The following is a 16,072-nucleotide window of genomic DNA, read 5'->3' as shown; positions in this document are numbered from 1 at the left end:
TGCCGATGGAACCCACCGCGAGCGAGGGCGCCCGGGAGAACCCCTGGGCCTGGCAGGCCGGCCGCAACCCCTACCGGGGCACCGCCTTCCACATCCTGGACCTGGATCCGGACCTGACCGGCCGAGCTGCGATCAAGGCACAGGTGCGCAAGCGCCGACAGCGGATCACCCGCAGCGCGGACCGGTTCCCGGTGCACGGCCGGGTGCTCGCCCCGGCCGAGGTGAACGCGGCCGAGGAGAGCCTGACCGACCCGGCCGGGCGGCTGGCGGCCGAACTGCTCACCCACCGACCCGAGCGGCCCGGCCCCGATCCGGCCGAGCTGGCCGAGGAGTTCGCCGAGACCGAACCCCCGGAGTCGGCCGGGCCGCCGAGGATCGGGATCGACCGACGTGTGCTCGCGGGCCTGGTGCCGCCGCCCGCGCCACGCGAGTTCGTACCGTTGTGGACGGAAGAAGGGGCGCACTGATGGCAGCGACACCCGAGCGGGGCCCCCTCGGGGCGGACCCACCGGCGGATGCGACGGGTTCGCCCGATCGGGGCGGCTCGCCCGCGTCGAAGGCGTCGACCGGATCGACCCCATCGACCACATCGACCCCATCGACCGGTCCCGTCGATCCGGCCGAGTCGGCCGCCTCCGCCGCGGACCAGGCGGACCCGATGGCGATCACCGAGAGCGAGCGCGCGGTGCCGGAGCACGCGCTCGACCCGCCGTTCGCGCTGGTCTACGACGTGGTGCGGCGAACCGCGCGCGAACGCGAGGCCGGGCGCGAGGAGATGCGCAAACGCCTGGAGTCCACCCACGAGCGGTACACCGGTCTGGCCGCCGACGCCGCGGTCGCGCTGCACGAGTTGCGCGGCTGCCTGGACGGCGAGCCCGCGCCGGCCGTACTGGCCTCGATCGCCCGGCGGTTCGCCACGGCGCTCGACCGCGCGGGCGTACGCTTCGACGATCCCGTGGGCGAGGCGTACGCCGCGGTCGGCCGCCGGGTGGACGTCGCGCACGCCCCCGACAGCGGTGACGAGGCGGCGATGATCGTGGCCAGGACGCTGCGGCCCGGAGTACTCCTCGACGACGGCGAGGTGATCCGCCGCGCACAGGTCGTGCTCGGCTTCGTACCCACCCCGGCCGAACGCGAGGCCGCGCCCGGGCGGACCGACGACCGGGAAACCCCCGCGGCACCACGCCCCGAACCCTCGAACGAGCCGAACTCCGAAGGCGGTAGCACCAGATGAGCATCGTGGTCGGTATCGACCTCGGCACGACCAACTCGTGCATCGCGATCCCCGCCGACGCCGAGGTGCCCGACAAGGAGGCGCTGATCGCCGCCCGTCGGCTGCGCCCGGTCGGCGACTCGCTGATCGTGGCCAACCCCGACCGCTCGCCGACCACCCCGTCGGCGGTGTGGATCGATCCGATCGGCACCCCGATCGTCGGACAACTGGCCAAGAACAAGGCCCGGTTGCCCGGCGCGCCGCCCGCGATGTTCTTCAAGCGCAACATGGGCACCGACCAGCTGGTCACCGCCGGACACGCGCGGCTGACCCCGCTGGAGGCGTCCACGCACATCCTGCGCCACCTCAAGCAGGTGGCCGAGGAAGTGCTGGGCGTGCCGGTGGAGCGGGCCGTGGTGACCGTCCCGGCGTTCTTCGAGACCCGGGCCAAGAACGAGACCACGCGCGCGGGCCAGGCGGCGGGCCTGGAGGTGGTCGAGACGCTGATCGAGCCGGTGGCCGCGGCGCTGGCGTACACGCACGAGCGGGCCCGCGAGCTGACCGAGCCGCAGACGTTCCTGGTCTACGACCTCGGCGGCGGCACCTTCGACACCTCCGTGGTCACCTGGGATCCCGAAGTCGGCTTCGAGAACCGCTCGTTCAGCGGAGACCGCTACCTGGGCGGATTCGACTTCGACCGGCGGATCGTGTCCTGGATCGCGGCCCAACTGCCCGAGTACGATCTGGCGATCGACTCGGAGAACCCCGCCGACGGCAAGGTGGAGGCGCAGTTGCTCTCGGTCGCCGAGGGCGCCAAACACGACCTGTCGCGTTATCCCGAGACCGAGATCGTCAGCCAGTACTGCGAGGACCGGCGCGGCACCCCGATGAACATCGGACTGCCCATGCGCCGCGACGAGTTCGAGGAGATGATCGCGGATCGTATCCGCGGCACCCTGGACGACTGCGACCGCGCGCTGGCCCGCGCCGGGATGACCGCCGCCGACCTGGACGAGATCGTCATGGTCGGCGGCTCGTCCCGGATCCCGCTGGTGGCCTCGATGCTCACCGAACACTTCGGGCGCGGCCCCCGGCTGCTCAACCCGGACCTGTGTGTCGCGCTGGGCGCCGCGCTCAAGGCGGCGAACGTGCCCAGTCGCAGCGGCCATCTGGAACTGGACCGCCCCGAGGCGCTGCCGCCGGAGACGGACATCGGCGGCCGGGTCCTGGCCGGCCCCGACCTCGGCTCGCCGGCCGCCGCGCAGTTGGTGCTGACCTCGGACGACGGCCTGGTGTACCTGACCGAGACGGCCGACGGGGAGGGCCGATTCCTGTTCGCCGACGTGCCGTTGCGCGAGGGCGAGAACGGCTTCACCGTGCAGGTTTCGGTGCACGGCCGGGAGATCGAGAGCCGGCGTCTGGAGGTGACCACCGACGACAAGCCGCGCTCGGACGCGACCGGCGACGTGCTCGCGCACGACTTCTCGGTCGAGCTGGTGGACGGCCTGCACGCGGTGGTGCGGGCCGGGACGATGGTGCCGTACCGCACCGATTTCCGCCTGGAGACCGCGTCCCACGGGTCCAGCCTGCGGGTCGGCCTGGTCGAGGGCCTGGTGCCGATCGGCGAGGTCTCGATCCGGGACCTGCCGACCGATGTGCCGGTGGGCTCGACCGTCGAGGTGACGCTGGAGTTCGAGACCGGCTGGACGATCCGGGCCGAGGCGCGGCTGCCACAGGTGGGCGCGGAGGGCAGCGCGGTGATCGACATCCCGCAGAGGACCGTGCCGGGGTGGCCGGAGCTGACCGAGCGGCACCGGCAGGTGGTGACCGGATGGGCGGAGAAGCGCGACGCGATCCCGCCCGCCGACGCCATCCGGGTCGGCCCGGCGCTGGATCGCCTCCTCGCCGAACTCGCGGAGCTGGTCCGGGAGCGGATCGACCCGAGCAAGACCCACCACAAGCTCCTGGAGGCGGAGACGCTGGTCCAGGGCCTGCGGGTGGCCACCACGGCGGGCAGCGCGCTGAACCCGGTGATCGGCGAGTTCGAGGACAACCTGGCCTTCCTGGCCCGGCTCGCCGACCGGCTGGTGGACCACGACGCGGTCGAGGCGGAGCGTTTCCGAAGCGCGATCCCGGGCCTGCGCGCCACCGGCCGGGCGGCCTACGCGGCGGGCAACAAGATGGACTGGCACCTGGCCAACGAGGCGGTAAGGGACCGGATCAACGCGGCCGAGCGCATGCTGCACGGCGGACGCGCCCCGCAGCAGTTCACCGCCGCCGAGTTCCAGGTCGCGGTGCTTCAGGAGGTGGAGTACCTGCGCCGCTCGATCCAGGAGATGGACCAGGCGTCCGGCGGCCTGCACCGGCTCGACGCGGACGCGTTCCTGCGCGAATTGGACACGATCGCCGAGGACGCGGCGGAGGTGGACGTGCGGGACGAGGCGGCGGGCAACCGGCGGCTCGTGGAGATCTATCGGGGTCGGATCATGCCGCTGCGGGCCCGGGCGGACCGCTGGATGGAACAGATCCGGGAGGGCTCCCCGCACATCGGGTTGCGGCTCCCGAAGAACTCCCTGGAGAAGTGACATGGCGTTCGCGATCACCTGCCCCCTGTGCCGGCGCCGGATCGCCGACCTGACCGGCCGCTGCCCGGCCTGCGGCGGCGACCTCGGCGCGCTCGCCGGCCTCGTCGAACTGGCCGACCGCCACTTCAACGACGCGGTACGGGCGGCCCGACGCGCCCGCTGGAACACCGCCGCCGAACACCTGGCGGTGACCCTCGCCCTCAACCCGGCCGACGCGGAGGCCCGCCAACTCCTCACCAAGGTCCGCTACCACCAGGACCCCAAAACCCTCCCCGACCGCCTGTGGCGCAAGGTCCGAACCCACATCCCCTACGGCGACCGCCTCCCACGAACCCTCCCGAACCAAGCCACGGTTCACCACCTCCTGGAACAGGCCACCCGCCGCTGGTCGACAACCCGAAAGTCGCCCTGACCACCACGGCACACGGAGCCGACGGGGCACATCCACCCACGCGGGAGTCCGAAGCCACCTCCGCAACGTCGGTCGAAACGCCGGCCGGGCAAAACTCCAGCCCGGCCGGCGTTTGAGGCCATCTCGGCTGAAGGCCGGGCCATCAAGCCCGTCCGGCGTTTGAGGACGGCAAGCCGACCGGGGCCAACCGTCGACCACCGCCCGCCGATCAAGCCACCGATTCGCCGACAGGCCGGCTGCGCCGACCGTCCACCCCCACCGGAACGTCCCCGTCGATCGTCACCCGGTGCAACAACCGCCGCGCCCCGTCGAAGTCGGTGATCACCCGATGCTGGGTCGCCCGGTTGTCCCAGATCGCCACGTCACCCGCCCGCCACCGCCACCGCACGGTGTTCTCGGGCCGAGTGACGTGCTTCCCGAGCAGCGCGAGCAACGCCGCCGAGTCCTCGGCGTCGAAGCCCACCAGCCGCTGCGCGAACGCCCCCAGAACCAGCGTGCGTTCACCCGTGACCGGATGAACCCGCACGACCGGGTGCTCCGTCTCGTACACGGTCGACTCGAACAACTCCCGATAGTCCTTCCGCGCCTGGCTGAGCCCAGCCGTGTCCGAAGCCACGTAGTCGTACCGGTTGCTGTGCACCGCCCGCAGCGAATCGGCCAACGCCGCAAGCGGGGCGGGCAGTTCCGCGTAGGCGCTCGCGGTATCGGCCCACAACGTGTCCCCGCCCACGTCCGGCAGCCGTACCGCGCGCAGGATGGAGGCGAGCGGATAGGCGGGAACGAACGTGACATCGGTGTGCCAACGGTCGGCGACCACCCCGTGATCGTTGTCGATCGGCACGATCAACTCGCCCTCGGCGGACGCGGTCGGGTGCCCGATCGGATCGCCGAGCAGCCGGGCGAAGGCGAGTTGGCCCGCGTCGTCCAAGTGGTGCTGGTCGCGGAAGAAGATCACCCTGTGCCGATGCAACGCGTCCCGGACGGTGTCCACCGTGATCGAGTCCAGTTCGCCGCCCAGGCGAACTCCCTCGACCACGGCCCCGATTCGGGCGGCGACGGGTGATACGGAAACGGTGACAGCGGTCATGAGCGTGGTGTCCCTTTCGGCCTTCGCATGGAGAAAAACGTCATCCGAAGCGGGCGCACGCGGGCGCGGGACGCCGAATCCCGCGTATCCACGAGAGAGACATGACGACCCATCAACAAACCGAAGCCGGCGCGCGCCCTACCGACAGCGCATACCGGGCGGGACAGGAAGATGCGCGATCCGATGCCGCCGCATCACAGACGCGACAACACGCCCGCCCGCGCCGCCGGCGCGTGCCATCCTCGTGATCCCCACACCGAAATTCTCCGGGTGGCCCGCATAGGGGTCAACCTCGCACGCGTCCATTCCCGTCCGGGTGACCATCCCGCCACGCAACGCGATGTCGAAATCGTACGACCTACCATGGGGAGCATGGACCGCGAGGAATTCGACCGACTGACCGCCATCGCCGAGAGCATGCACGCGCCGTCCAATTACAAGGTCGAGATCAGCGATGGCACGCTCGTCATGATGACCGGCCCATCCGGCATCCACGAGTTCATCGTGCGTCGCCTGCGCATGCGTATCGAGCAGGGGATCGCCGGGCGTCCCGAGTGGGCCGGGATGGCGGTCCACGGTGGGATCGACGTGTTGGACGATACCAACCTGATAAGGCGCAACCCCGACGTCTGCGTCTTCCCGGAAGACGATCTCATCACCATCGAGAACCACATTCCCGCCGCCGACCTTCGACTCGTCGTCGAGGTCGTGTCACGGTCGAACCCCGAGAACGACTGGGAGGCCAAGCTGCGCGACTATCCGCGCATGCGTATCCCGGTCTACCTGATCGTCGACCCGCGCCAGGGTACGATCGTGGTCAATTCCGAGCCCAAGAGCGGCAGGTATACGGCTCGCGCGGCCTACGCGTTCGGTGAGGACGTGCCGTTGCCCGGCTTCGGGTTCGCGGTGACGACGGCTGACTTCCCGACCTACTAGGAGCCGCCCTCCTCCAGCAGTCGGCGCAGCAGTGCCTCGTCGTCGGTGGACAGGTCGGAGACGAATCGGGCGAGCACCGCCTGCCGGTCGCCCTCCTTGTCCAGCACCTGGCGCATCCGCCGCGCGGCGAGCCCGGCCTCGTCGTACACCGGCGCGTACACGTAGGACCGGCCCGACCTGGTGCGCTGGAGCACACCCTTGTCGTGCAGGCGGGACAGGATCGTCACCACCGTCGTGTACGCCAGCTCGCCGGAGACGCGGGCCTGCACCGCGGCCGCGCCCATCGCCGTGGGCGACGTCCACAGCAGGGACAGGATCTCGGACTCCAACTCGCCGGGGCCACGTCGCGCGGGCGCTCCGCCTGCTCTGCTCTCGGTCACTTCGGCCTCCGGTCAATGGGCACAACGCCCCGGAAGCCTAGTCGCGCGCCGAATACGGTCAACAGGGTCGCCGATTTCGGCCAGACCCGCCGTCAGGCGGCGGTGACCAGCGGGTCGCGCACCGGCAGGGGAGGCGCGGGGGCCTCGGCCCGGGCCACGAGCACGGCGCAACCCTCCGCGCGCAGCGCCTCGACCAAGGTGTCGTGTCGCCGGCCGCGCACCCGGGCCGGATCGGCGGCGGCCGGCACCAACACGGCCACCCGGCGCTCCGGCAGACCCCGGACGAACGTCGCCAGCGCCTCGACGAGCCGGTCCCGCTCGTCGAAGACCACGCTCAGCGGCACGTCCACCCCGGCCGCGTCCCACGCGTCCACCAGCGCGTCGCGAACGGCCCGTTCGCCGGGGCGCGTCACATGCACCGCGATCGCCCGTCCACCCAGGTCCCGCGCGGCGCCGAGCGCGGCGAGCGCGGCGGCGTCCATGCGTACGATCGGCACCACCACGGCCCGCGGAGCGCCCTCGGCGCCCCGGCCACCGGTCCGGCGGAGCGCGACGGTACGACGAATCCCGGTGACCCGACGCAGCACGGTGAACATGGCGGCCTCCTCTCGACCGCCTTCAGCCTCGCCCCGAATCGGCCCGCCGGCGCCCGCGTTGACGCGCTCTTGGCGTTGCCCATGCCGATCCGAGCGCCTTCCTTACCCTCGGCGTCACCGGACCGGGCGCGGACCTCACCCCAGGGGCAGCAGGTTGGCGCGGACGAAGCCGGCCAGCCGGGACTGGTCCAGACCGCCCTTGTCGGCGCGCACGACGAGGGTCGGATGATTGCGCGAACGCGGGTTGCCCAGGGTCACGATCGCGACCGGCTCACGCCAACGCCGCACCGAGTTGGTCGCCTCGTAGTACTCCTGGGTGAACAGCACCGCCTCGCCCAGCGGAGTCTGCACCGTCTGGGTCACCGCGCCGGGCGGAACGTCGGCCGCCGTGCGGTACAGGCCGTGCCACCCGTTGCCGGGCGGGCCTCCCGGCGCCTTGCAGGTCACTTCGTTGGACTCGATCGTGACGTCGTCGAGCGCGAGCAGGACCCGATCGCACGGGGTGCTCACGGTCCGCGCGCCCGCATCGGTGCCCCCGGCGGCGCGGACCTCGAAGGCGACCGTGCCGGTGTCCACCCTGGTCGCGTGCACCCGCACCGGCGGCGCCGTGGACGGGGGCGCCGTGGACGGGGGCGCCGTCGACGAGGGCGCCGACACCACGAACGGATCATCCCCGGACCCACCACACCCCGACACCCCGAGCATCACCCCGGCCGCGACCACCGCCCCCACACTCCACCGCCGCACCGTCATCGCCCTGCCCCCTCGTCGTCGGTCGCACGCACCCGCGCAGTCGTACGCGCCCGCAGAGTGGACGCGACAGCCCACCGAGGGGTTCCACCCGCGAAGCCGGCGGTACGTTCTCGGGATGAGCACTTCTTCCGCGATCGCATCGGCCGAGGAGTGGCCGCGGACCGCCGCCGAGGCGCTGGCCGTGCAGGATCGGCTGCGGCCGACGGTGGACACGGTCGGGCCGGGGCCGCAACCGGGCGAGGTGCGGCGGGTGGCCGGCCTCGACGTGGCCTACGCCGAGGACTCGGACGAACTGGCCGCCGCCGTCGTGGTGTTGGATCCCCGCACGCACGCCGTCCTGGAGCACTCCGTGGTGCACGGCGTGGCGACCTTCCCCTACGTCCCGGGCCTGTTCGCCTTCCGGGAGGTCCCGGCGCTGCTGGCCGCGCTCGAACGCCTCGACGCCGCACCGGACCTGCTGCTCTGCGACGGCCAGGGACTGGCCCATCCGCGCCGCTTCGGCCTGGCCTGCCACCTCGGCGTGCTCACCGGCATCCCGGCCATCGGGGTCGGCAAGACGCAGTTCGTCGGGACGTACGAGCCGCTCGGGCAGACCCGCGGCGAGGCCGCCGACCTGGTGGACGAGGGCGATGTGGTCGGGCGCGCGCTGCGCACCCGCGACGCGGTCAAGCCGGTCTTCGTGTCGATCGGCCACGGCGTCGACCTGGACACGGCCTGCGCGCACGTCCTGGCCCTGACCCCGCGCTACCGCCTCCCGGAGACCACCCGCCAGGCCGACCAAGTCTGCCGCCGGGCCCTGAAGTCCCACCCCGGCGCCCGCTCCTGACCCCCGCACCGCGGACGCGAAAGAGCCCCGCGCACCGCCTGCGCAAGGCGGTGCGGGGGGCTCTTCGGTCACCGGCTCCCCAAGGGGGGAGGATGGGGAGCCGGCTGCCTGTCGGGAGGGTCGCCCCTCCGGGTCAGTCCGTCGCGATGGCGCGCAGGACGTTCATCCGTGCCGCCCGGAAGGCCGGCATCACCGCGGCCAGCAGGCCGACGATCGCCGCGGCGATCACGATGCCGACGACCGTGCCCCACGGGACCTTGAGCACGTCCAGGCCCTGGTTGGCCAGCAGGCGCTGGGCGCCGATGCCCCACGCCATGCCGAGCGCGAGCCCGACCAGGGCGCCGAACACCGCGATCACCATGGACTCCAGGCGGATCATCCGGCGAATCTGCCGACGCGAGGCGCCGATCGCCCGCATCAGACCGATCTCCCTGGTGCGCTCGACCACCGACAGCGCCAGCGTGTTGATCACACCCAGGATCGAGATGATGATCGCCAGGCCGAGCAGACCGTAGATCAGGTACAGGAACGTGTCGATCTGCTTGCCGATCAGTTCCTTGTAGTCGCTCTGGTCACGCGCCTTGACCTGCGGGAAGGGTTCGAGCGCCGTCTTGAGCGCGGCGCCGACCTTCGTCGCGTCCTGACCACCGGCCGCGTTGATGCTGACGCTCTGGTACTGCACGTCCGGGACGAACTTCTTCATGATCGCGTTCGGGATCACGATCGTCTCGCCCAGGCCGATGACGTCGTCGGACTTCTTGCGGATCGCGCCGACCTCGACCGTGGTCTTCTGCCCGTTCGCGAAGGCGAGTTCGATCTTGCCGCCCAGGCCCAGGTGATGGTCCTTGGCGAAGTCCTCGCCGATCGCCGCCTTGCCCGCCGACATGGCCGCGTCGCCGGTGCCCTGGAGATAGGTGGTCTTGACCGTGCCGTCGATGCCCGGGTCCGAGCCGAGGACGAAGTCCTTCTTGGACTTGCCGTCCGCGGTGATGGTTGCGTTGGCCAGGGACGAGGCGACCACGTCGCCGACGCCGGGGGTCTTGCGGGCCGCGTCGACGATGGTCTCGGGGAACGTCCCGGTCAGCGACTGGACGGTGTAGTCGGAGCCCAGCGACTTGTCGATCTGCTTGTCGAAGGAGGCCGACATCGACGAGGCCGCGACCGCCATACCGCTGACGAGGGCGACACCGATCATGATGGCCGACGCGGTGGCGCCGGTACGCCGCGGGTTGCGCAGCGCGTTCTCCCGGCTGAGCCGGCCCATCGAGCCGAACAGCTTCGGGTACCAGGCGGCCAGCGCCGGGACCACGGTGCGGGCCAGGAACGGCGCCAGCACGATGAAGCCGAGCAGCGTGAACAGCACGCCCAGGCCCACGAATCCGCCACCCTGGCCACCGCTGGACGAGGTGGCTCCGGCGACCAGCGCGAGTGCGCCCAGGCCGAACAGGACCGCGCCGATCACCGAGCGGGTCTTGATCGACTTCTGCGGCGGCGCGCCGGCTTCGCGCAGGGCCGCCATCGGGGCGACCTTGCCCGCGCGGCGGGCCGGGACGTACGCGGCGATCACGGTGACGATCACGCCGACCAGGTAGGCCACGATCGGGGTGGCGGTCTTGATCACCAGGGACGTGCCCTTGAGGTTGATCCCGACCGCGCTGATCAGCGCCTTGAGGCCGACGGCCAGACCGAGGCCCGCCGCCAGACCGAGCGTCGAGCCGACCACGCCCAGCAGGACCGCCTCCAGGAGCACCGAGCGGTTCACGTCCGCCCGACTGGCCCCGATCGCCCGCATCAGACCCAGCTCACGGGTGCGCTGGGCGACCAGCATGGAGAAGGTGTTGAAGATCAGGAAGATGCCGACGAGGACGGCGACACCGGCGAAGCCGAGCATCGCGTACTTCATCACGTTCAGGAAGCCGCCGAGCTGGTCGTTGGACTCCTTGGCCGTCTCCGCGGCCGTCTTGACCTCGAAGTTCTCCGGGTCGTTGAGCAGTTGCTCGACCCGCTGCTTGAGGACCTTGTCGTCGACCCCGTTGGCGGCGGACACCGACACCGAGGTGACGAGGTTCGGGTCGCGGAGCAGTCGCTCCGACGCGGTCGCGTCGTCGAAGGAGAGCAGCGCGGCACCGGGGTTGGTGGCGGTGAAGGTCAAGATGCCGCTGATCTTGAACGCGAAATCGCCGTTCTTCCCGCTCGCGTGCAGCTCGTCACCGATCTTGACGTGCTTCTTCTTCGCGGTGTCGGCGTCGATGACGGCCTCGGCCGGGCCCTTGGGCAGCGCGCCGCTGGTGAGCTTGACCGACATGTGATCGGTCTCGAACCAGTTCGTGACGATCGTCGGCGCACCGGAGGACGGTCCCACCGACTTGTTGTGCTTGTCGACGATCGTGAACGACTCGACGTGGATGCTGCCGTGTGCCTCCTTGACGCCCTCGACCTTCTTGACCTTGTCGATCAGCGACCGCGAGAGGGTGGGTGTCTCACCGGTGAGCGCGAGGTCGTCCTTGCTGAACTCGGACTTGGGCTTGACCGAGACGTCCGACGCGGTGGACTTGAACAGCTCGTCGAAGGTCTTGGTGATCGTGTCGGTGAAGACCAGGGTGCCGGAGACGAACGCGACCGACAGCAGCACTGCCAGGGCGGACAGCACCATTCGGCCCTTGTGGGCCAGGAAGCTGCGGAACGTGGCTTTCAACATGGTGGGGGACTCTCCGCCTGTTTCAGCTGGTCCGGGCACCGTCGAAGCGCTTCATGCGCTCCAACACGGCGTCGGACGTGGGACGCAGCATCTCGTCGACGATTCGACCGTCTGCCAGGAACAGGACCCGGTCCGCGTAGGACGCCGCGTTGGGGTCGTGGGTGACCATCACGATGGTCTGACCGAGTTCGTTGACGCTGCGCCGCAGGAAGGCCAGCACCTCGGCGCCGGAGCGCGAGTCCAGGTTGCCGGTCGGCTCGTCACCGAAGATGATCTCGGGCCGGCTGGCCAGCGCCCGGGCGCAGGCGACACGCTGCTGCTGACCGCCGGACAGCTCGGTCGGCCGGTGCTTGAGCCGGTCGCGCAGGCCGACGGTCTCGATCACGTTGTCCAGCCAGGCCCGGTCGGGCTTGCGGCCGGCGATGTCCATCGGCAGCGTGATGTTCTCCAGCGCGGTCAGCGTCGGAAGCAGGTTGAACGCCTGGAAGATGAAGCCGATGTTGTCGCGGCGGAGCTTGGTGAGCGCCTTGTCCTTCAGGCTCGTGATCTCCGTGTCGCCGATCCAGCTCTTGCCGCTGGTCGCGGTGTCGAGGCCGGCGAGGCAGTGCATCAGGGTCGACTTGCCGGAGCCCGAGGGGCCCATGATCGCGGTGAACTGGCCGCGACCGATCTGGACGTCCACGCTGTCGAGAGCGACGACTCGGGTCTCGCCTTCGCCGTACGCCTTGGTGAGCTGCTGCGCGCGGGCGGCGATGGTGCCCCTGGAGTCCGCGTCGGTCATGGCAGCCGTGGCCGTGGTCACGAGTCTGTCCCCCATGTTGAGGTGAAGGGTGGCGCGCTCCGCTCTTGCAGTGCACTCGATCACCGTAGGGGGGAGGGCGGCGCGGCGAATCCTCTCCAAGGACAGACCTGCCGGTCCTACGCAGGGAGGACCCGGGGTCCGCCAAGCGACCCTTGCCCCTAGGGGAGCCCCGTACCGGTGGGGTAGTCACCGTACGTGTGTACGCGCGTGATCACGTTGCGTCGATTCTCGTGGCGTCGGCTATCCGCATACGGTATGGAGTTCCCCAAATGTCCCATTCATCGCGACGCGCGCCCGCAGACGGGGCGCGTCAACCTTTCGGGGGACCCGTGGGTAGGCCGTGGCGCGTGGCGATGCTCGCGCCCACGGCGGCCACCGCGCGGCGCAGACTCGGCGGCGACACCGCCTCCATCTCGGCTCCCAGCATGATCAGTTGACCGGTCGCGACCTCCTCGGACTCGGCCCACAGGCGCAGCTCGCGCCACCCCTGCGGGTCGGGCGGCCCGGCCGTGGCGAACGCGTCCGCGGCGACGGCCGGGCCGAACACCCGGGACAGCTGCGCGGAGCCGAACGGCGACACCCGGATCACGCAGGCGAACCGCATCAGCGAGCGGGCGAAGTCGTCGTTGTGGTGCGTCCACCACGTGCTCAGATCGAAGTCGTCGGGCCGCTCGAAGCGTTCCGGCCGGGTGCTCGCGGCCACCACGCGCGAGACCCGATAGCTGCGGATGTCGACGCGGTGCCGGGCGACCAGATACCAGACACCGGCCTTGAGCACGAGGCCGAGCGGGTCGAGCCGGCGGGCCACCGCGCGGTCGCGGCGGGCGTAGCGCAGGTCGATCCGTCGGCCGGTCCACACCGCGCCCGCGATCTCGGTCAGGTGCGGGACGTCCTCGTCCCGGGCGAACCACCCCGGCGCGTCCAGGTGGAACCGCTGCCGCACCCGGCCCGCCCGGGTGCGCAGGTCGGCGGGCAGGGTGGCCATCACCTTGGTCTGGGCCGCCACCAGGACCGTGTCCAGGCCCAGCGCGTCGGCGGCGTGCGGCGCGCCGGACAGGAACAGCGCGGCGGCCTCGTCGCCGGTGAGCCCGTCCAGCCGGGTCCGCCAGCCCTCGACCAGCCGGATTCCGCCGTGCGGACCGGTCTCGGTCCACAGCGGCACGCCGGACGACTGCAGCGCGGCGACGTCGCGGTAGACGGTGCGTACCGACACCTCCAGCTCGGCCGCCAGCTCGGCGGCGGTCGCCCCGCCGGGTCGGTTCTGCAGGTGCAGCAGCAGCGCCACCAGTCGACCGGATCGCATGACCCGGAAACTACCCGGAATCCCTGCCAACGGTTGTCAGGGATGGGGCGGCACGATGGGTGTCATGACGAGTTGGGCGGAGTTCGAGAAGGCCGAACCGGAGTTCGCGGCGACGGTGCGCGAGCGGTTCGGGATGTACAAACACCACGTGCTGGGCACGCTGCGTCGGGACGGCTCGCCGCGGCTGACCGGTCTGGAGGCCGACTTCCGGTTCGAGCAGATGTGGCTCGGCATGATGCCCGGCTCGCTCAAGGCGCGCGATCTGCTGCGCGACCCGAGGTTCGCGCTGTTCGCCAACCCGGGGGAGGGGGCCGAGATGACGCACGGCGACGTCCGGGTGAGCGGGCGCGCGATCGAGGAGACCGGTGACGAGTTGAAGGGGCGATACGTCGGGGAGACCAACGCGCCCACCCCGTTCCACCTGTTCCGGGTCGAACTCGACGAGGTGAGCGCGGTCGGGCTCGACGGGCAGGAGATCGTGGTCCGGACCTGGCGGCCGGGCGCGCCGGTGCGCGTGCTCCGGCGGGGCAACGATGAGGACTCGGCGCGCGCGGAGGGGTGAGCGGTGGGCCCCGGCCGCGCGCGCCGGCCGGGGCTACTCCACCGGCTCGACCTCCGGGGCCTCGGCGTCGGCCTCCGAGGCGGGGACGGCGAAGCCCTCGCCGCGGCGCAGGGTCAGCTCCCGGGTGATCCCGATCCCGTCCAGGAACGGGCGGTCGTGGCTGACCACGACCAGTGCGCCGCGGTAGGCGCCCAGGGCCTGTTCGAGTTGGCGCACCGACGCCAGGTCCAGGTTGTTCGTCGGCTCGTCGAGGATCAGCAGGTGCGGGGGCGGGTCGGCGGACAGCAGGGCGGCCAGGACGGCCCGGAACCGTTCGCCGCCGGACAGCGTGCCCACCCGCTGCTCGGGGCGGTTGCCCCGAAAGAGGAAGCGGGCCAGCCGGCCGCGCAGTTCCGCGTCGGTCGCCTCGGGCGCGAAGCGGCGTACATTGGCCAGGACGGTGGCGTCGTCGTCGAGGATGTCCAGCCGCTGGGGCAGGTGGCGCACCCCCTCGACGTTGATCCGGACCGTGCCCCGGGCCGGTTGCTCCGCGCCGGTGAGCAGGCGGAGCAGGGTGGTCTTGCCCGAACCGTTGTCGCCGACCAGGGCGATGCGTTCCGGGCCGCGCACGATCAGGTCCACGCCGTGCGGGCCGTAGAGCGCGTCAGCGGTGTTCAGGCCCTCGGCGGTGAGCACCGTGCGGCCGGCCGGCACCTCGGTCTCGGGCAGTTCGATCCGGATCTCCTTGTCCTCGCGGACCGCGTCCCTGGCCTCGGACAACCGGCTCCTGGCGTCGTCGAGGCGGCCCTCGTGGGTGCCCCTGAGCTTGCCGGCGGAGACCTCCGCGCCGCGTTTGAGGTTGCCGGCCACGATCTTGGGGATGCCGCCCTCCAGTTGGGCCTTGCGGCCGGTGCGCTGTCGGCGGGCCAGCCGGATCTGGGCCTCGGCCAACTCGCGCTTTTGCTTGCGCACGTCGGTCTGGGCGACCCGGACCAGCCGCTCGGCGGTCTCCCGCTCCTGCTCCAGGATGTCCAGGTAGGAGCTGAGGTTGCCGCTGTGGGTACGGGCCCGGTCCGGCAACACCTCGACGATCCGGTCGACCAGGTCGAGCAGCACCCGGTCGTGGCTGACCACGACGAGCACCCCCGGGTACCGGCTCACCGCGTCGTACAGCCGCTCGCGCGCGGACGCGTCGAGGTTGTTGGTCGGCTCGTCCAGGAGCAGGATCTCCGGTCGGCGCAGCAGCAGCGCGGCCAGCCCGAGCAGCACCGACTCGCCGCCGGACAGGGTGCCGACGGTGCGGTCGAGGTCGACGTGCGGCAGGCCGAGCCGGTCGAGTTGGGCCCGCGCGCGTTCCTCGACGTCCCAGTCGTCGCCGATGGTGTCGAAGTGCCGGACGTCGGCGTCGCCGGCCTCGATCGCGTGCAGCGCGGCCCGCGTGTCGGCGATGCCGAGCACGTCGTCGACGCGCCGGTCGGCGTCCAGCGGAAGGTGCTGCGGCAGGTAGCCGAGGTCGCCGGCGAGGGCGATCGATCCGGCGGTGGGGCGCAGTTCGCCCGCGATCAGCTTGAGCAGGGTGGATTTGCCCGCGCCGTTGACGCCGACCAGGCCGGTGCGCCCGCCGCCGATGGACAGATCCAGGTCGGTACACACGGGGGTGCCGTCGGGCCAGGTGAAGGACAGGGCGGAGCAGACGATCGCGGGTGCGGTCGGAATGGACATGCGGATTCTCCCGGGACGCGGTGATGTACGGATCGCGTGGGACACCGCGCGGCGGGATCGGGAAGCACCGGGAACGAGATGGTCGACAACGAGAGAGTCGACGAAGAAGTCGTCCGGGACGGCCACACCGAGGTCGAGAACGCGACCGCGAGCACGACGGGCTCAAGCGGCGCGATGTCCTGACCTCAGATGCGCAACGGACCATCCAGACGGACGAC

The 16,072-nt window shown here is 71.3% G+C and carries 15 protein-coding genes; 7 read left to right on the top strand and 8 right to left on the bottom strand.

The genetic code is table 11. The annotated features are described in order from the left end of the window. Positions 1-5 precede the first annotated feature (5 nt). From ACH4XV_RS14970 to ACH4XV_RS14955, 4 genes are all read left to right on the top strand, one after another. A complete protein-coding gene (locus ACH4XV_RS14970) occupies positions 6-467 on the top strand; it encodes a hypothetical protein (protein WP_395789747.1) in 462 nt (153 codons plus the stop codon). Between the two features lie 191 nt (positions 468-658). Next, positions 659-1,234, top strand: a complete 576-nt coding sequence (locus ACH4XV_RS14965; RefSeq protein WP_395789745.1) for a hypothetical protein — start codon at positions 659-661, stop codon at positions 1,232-1,234. Further along, on the top strand, positions 1,231-3,798 hold the full coding sequence (locus tag ACH4XV_RS14960) for an Hsp70 family protein (RefSeq protein WP_395789743.1): 2,568 nt from the start codon (positions 1,231-1,233) through the stop codon (positions 3,796-3,798). The genes ACH4XV_RS14965 and ACH4XV_RS14960 overlap by 4 nt, the downstream gene beginning before the upstream one ends. Position 3,799: 1 nt before the next feature. After that, a complete protein-coding gene (locus ACH4XV_RS14955; protein WP_395789741.1) occupies positions 3,800-4,210 on the top strand; it encodes a hypothetical protein in 411 nt (136 codons plus the stop codon). Between the two features lie 208 nt (positions 4,211-4,418). Here the strand turns inward: ACH4XV_RS14955 and ACH4XV_RS14950 are convergent, their stop codons facing one another. Then, positions 4,419-5,297 (bottom strand): TauD/TfdA dioxygenase family protein, encoded by an 879-nt coding sequence (locus tag ACH4XV_RS14950; RefSeq protein WP_395789739.1) that lies wholly within the window; start codon positions 5,295-5,297, stop codon positions 4,419-4,421. A 372-nt stretch (positions 5,298-5,669) separates the two neighbouring features. Here ACH4XV_RS14950 and ACH4XV_RS14945 point away from each other — a divergent pair, with 372 nt between their 5' ends. Next, on the top strand, positions 5,670-6,233 hold the full coding sequence (locus ACH4XV_RS14945; protein ID WP_395789737.1) for a Uma2 family endonuclease: 564 nt from the start codon (positions 5,670-5,672) through the stop codon (positions 6,231-6,233). On the opposite strand, the gene ACH4XV_RS14940 is transcribed toward ACH4XV_RS14945, so the two are convergent. The 3 genes from ACH4XV_RS14940 to ACH4XV_RS14930 all read right to left on the bottom strand — a co-directional run bounded on the left by ACH4XV_RS14940 (position 6,230) and on the right by ACH4XV_RS14930 (position 7,962). Further along, complete coding sequence (locus tag ACH4XV_RS14940) at positions 6,230-6,613, bottom strand: BlaI/MecI/CopY family transcriptional regulator (protein ID WP_201260864.1); 384 nt, start codon at positions 6,611-6,613, stop codon at positions 6,230-6,232. The two genes, ACH4XV_RS14945 and ACH4XV_RS14940, sit on opposite strands and share 4 nt — an antisense overlap. A gap of 92 nt (positions 6,614-6,705) precedes the next feature. Beyond that, a complete protein-coding gene (locus tag ACH4XV_RS14935) occupies positions 6,706-7,209 on the bottom strand; it encodes a hypothetical protein (protein WP_395789735.1) in 504 nt (167 codons plus the stop codon). A 135-nt stretch (positions 7,210-7,344) separates the two neighbouring features. Continuing rightward, a complete protein-coding gene (locus ACH4XV_RS14930; protein WP_395789733.1) occupies positions 7,345-7,962 on the bottom strand; it encodes a hypothetical protein in 618 nt (205 codons plus the stop codon). Between the two features lie 115 nt (positions 7,963-8,077). On the opposite strand from ACH4XV_RS14930, the gene nfi reads away from it, so the two are divergent. Then, positions 8,078-8,788, top strand: a complete 711-nt coding sequence (nfi, locus tag ACH4XV_RS14925) for a deoxyribonuclease V (protein WP_395789731.1) — start codon at positions 8,078-8,080, stop codon at positions 8,786-8,788. Positions 8,789-8,921: 133 nt separating this feature from the next. On the opposite strand, the gene ACH4XV_RS14920 is transcribed toward nfi, so the two are convergent. The 3 genes from ACH4XV_RS14920 to ACH4XV_RS14910 all read right to left on the bottom strand — a co-directional run bounded on the left by ACH4XV_RS14920 (position 8,922) and on the right by ACH4XV_RS14910 (position 13,591). Beyond that, positions 8,922-11,486, bottom strand: a complete 2,565-nt coding sequence (locus ACH4XV_RS14920) for an ABC transporter permease (RefSeq protein ID WP_395789729.1) — start codon at positions 11,484-11,486, stop codon at positions 8,922-8,924. 22 nt (positions 11,487-11,508) lie between these two features. Continuing rightward, complete coding sequence (locus tag ACH4XV_RS14915; protein ID WP_395790004.1) at positions 11,509-12,267, bottom strand: ABC transporter ATP-binding protein; 759 nt, start codon at positions 12,265-12,267, stop codon at positions 11,509-11,511. A 331-nt stretch (positions 12,268-12,598) separates the two neighbouring features. Beyond that, positions 12,599-13,591: a helix-turn-helix transcriptional regulator gene (locus ACH4XV_RS14910; protein WP_395789727.1), complete on the bottom strand. Its 993-nt coding sequence runs from the start codon at positions 13,589-13,591 to the stop codon at positions 12,599-12,601. Between the two features lie 64 nt (positions 13,592-13,655). Between ACH4XV_RS14910 and ACH4XV_RS14905 the strand changes: the two genes are divergently transcribed. Continuing rightward, positions 13,656-14,153 carry a pyridoxamine 5'-phosphate oxidase family protein gene (locus tag ACH4XV_RS14905; protein ID WP_395789725.1) on the top strand — a complete coding sequence of 166 codons (498 nt, stop codon included), beginning with the start codon at positions 13,656-13,658 and terminating at the stop codon, positions 14,151-14,153. A 33-nt stretch (positions 14,154-14,186) separates the two neighbouring features. Here the strand turns inward: ACH4XV_RS14905 and ACH4XV_RS14900 are convergent, their stop codons facing one another. Next, a complete protein-coding gene (locus ACH4XV_RS14900) occupies positions 14,187-15,854 on the bottom strand; it encodes an ABC-F family ATP-binding cassette domain-containing protein (protein WP_395789723.1) in 1,668 nt (555 codons plus the stop codon). Positions 15,855-16,072: the final 218 nt, after the last annotated feature.

It is taken from the genome of Embleya sp. NPDC020630, assembly GCF_044334985.1.
Classification (GTDB): Bacteria; Actinomycetota; Actinomycetes; order Streptomycetales; family Streptomycetaceae; genus Embleya.
Note: the sequence above shows the minus strand (reverse complement) of the source record. Positions and strands in the feature narration are given on the sequence as shown.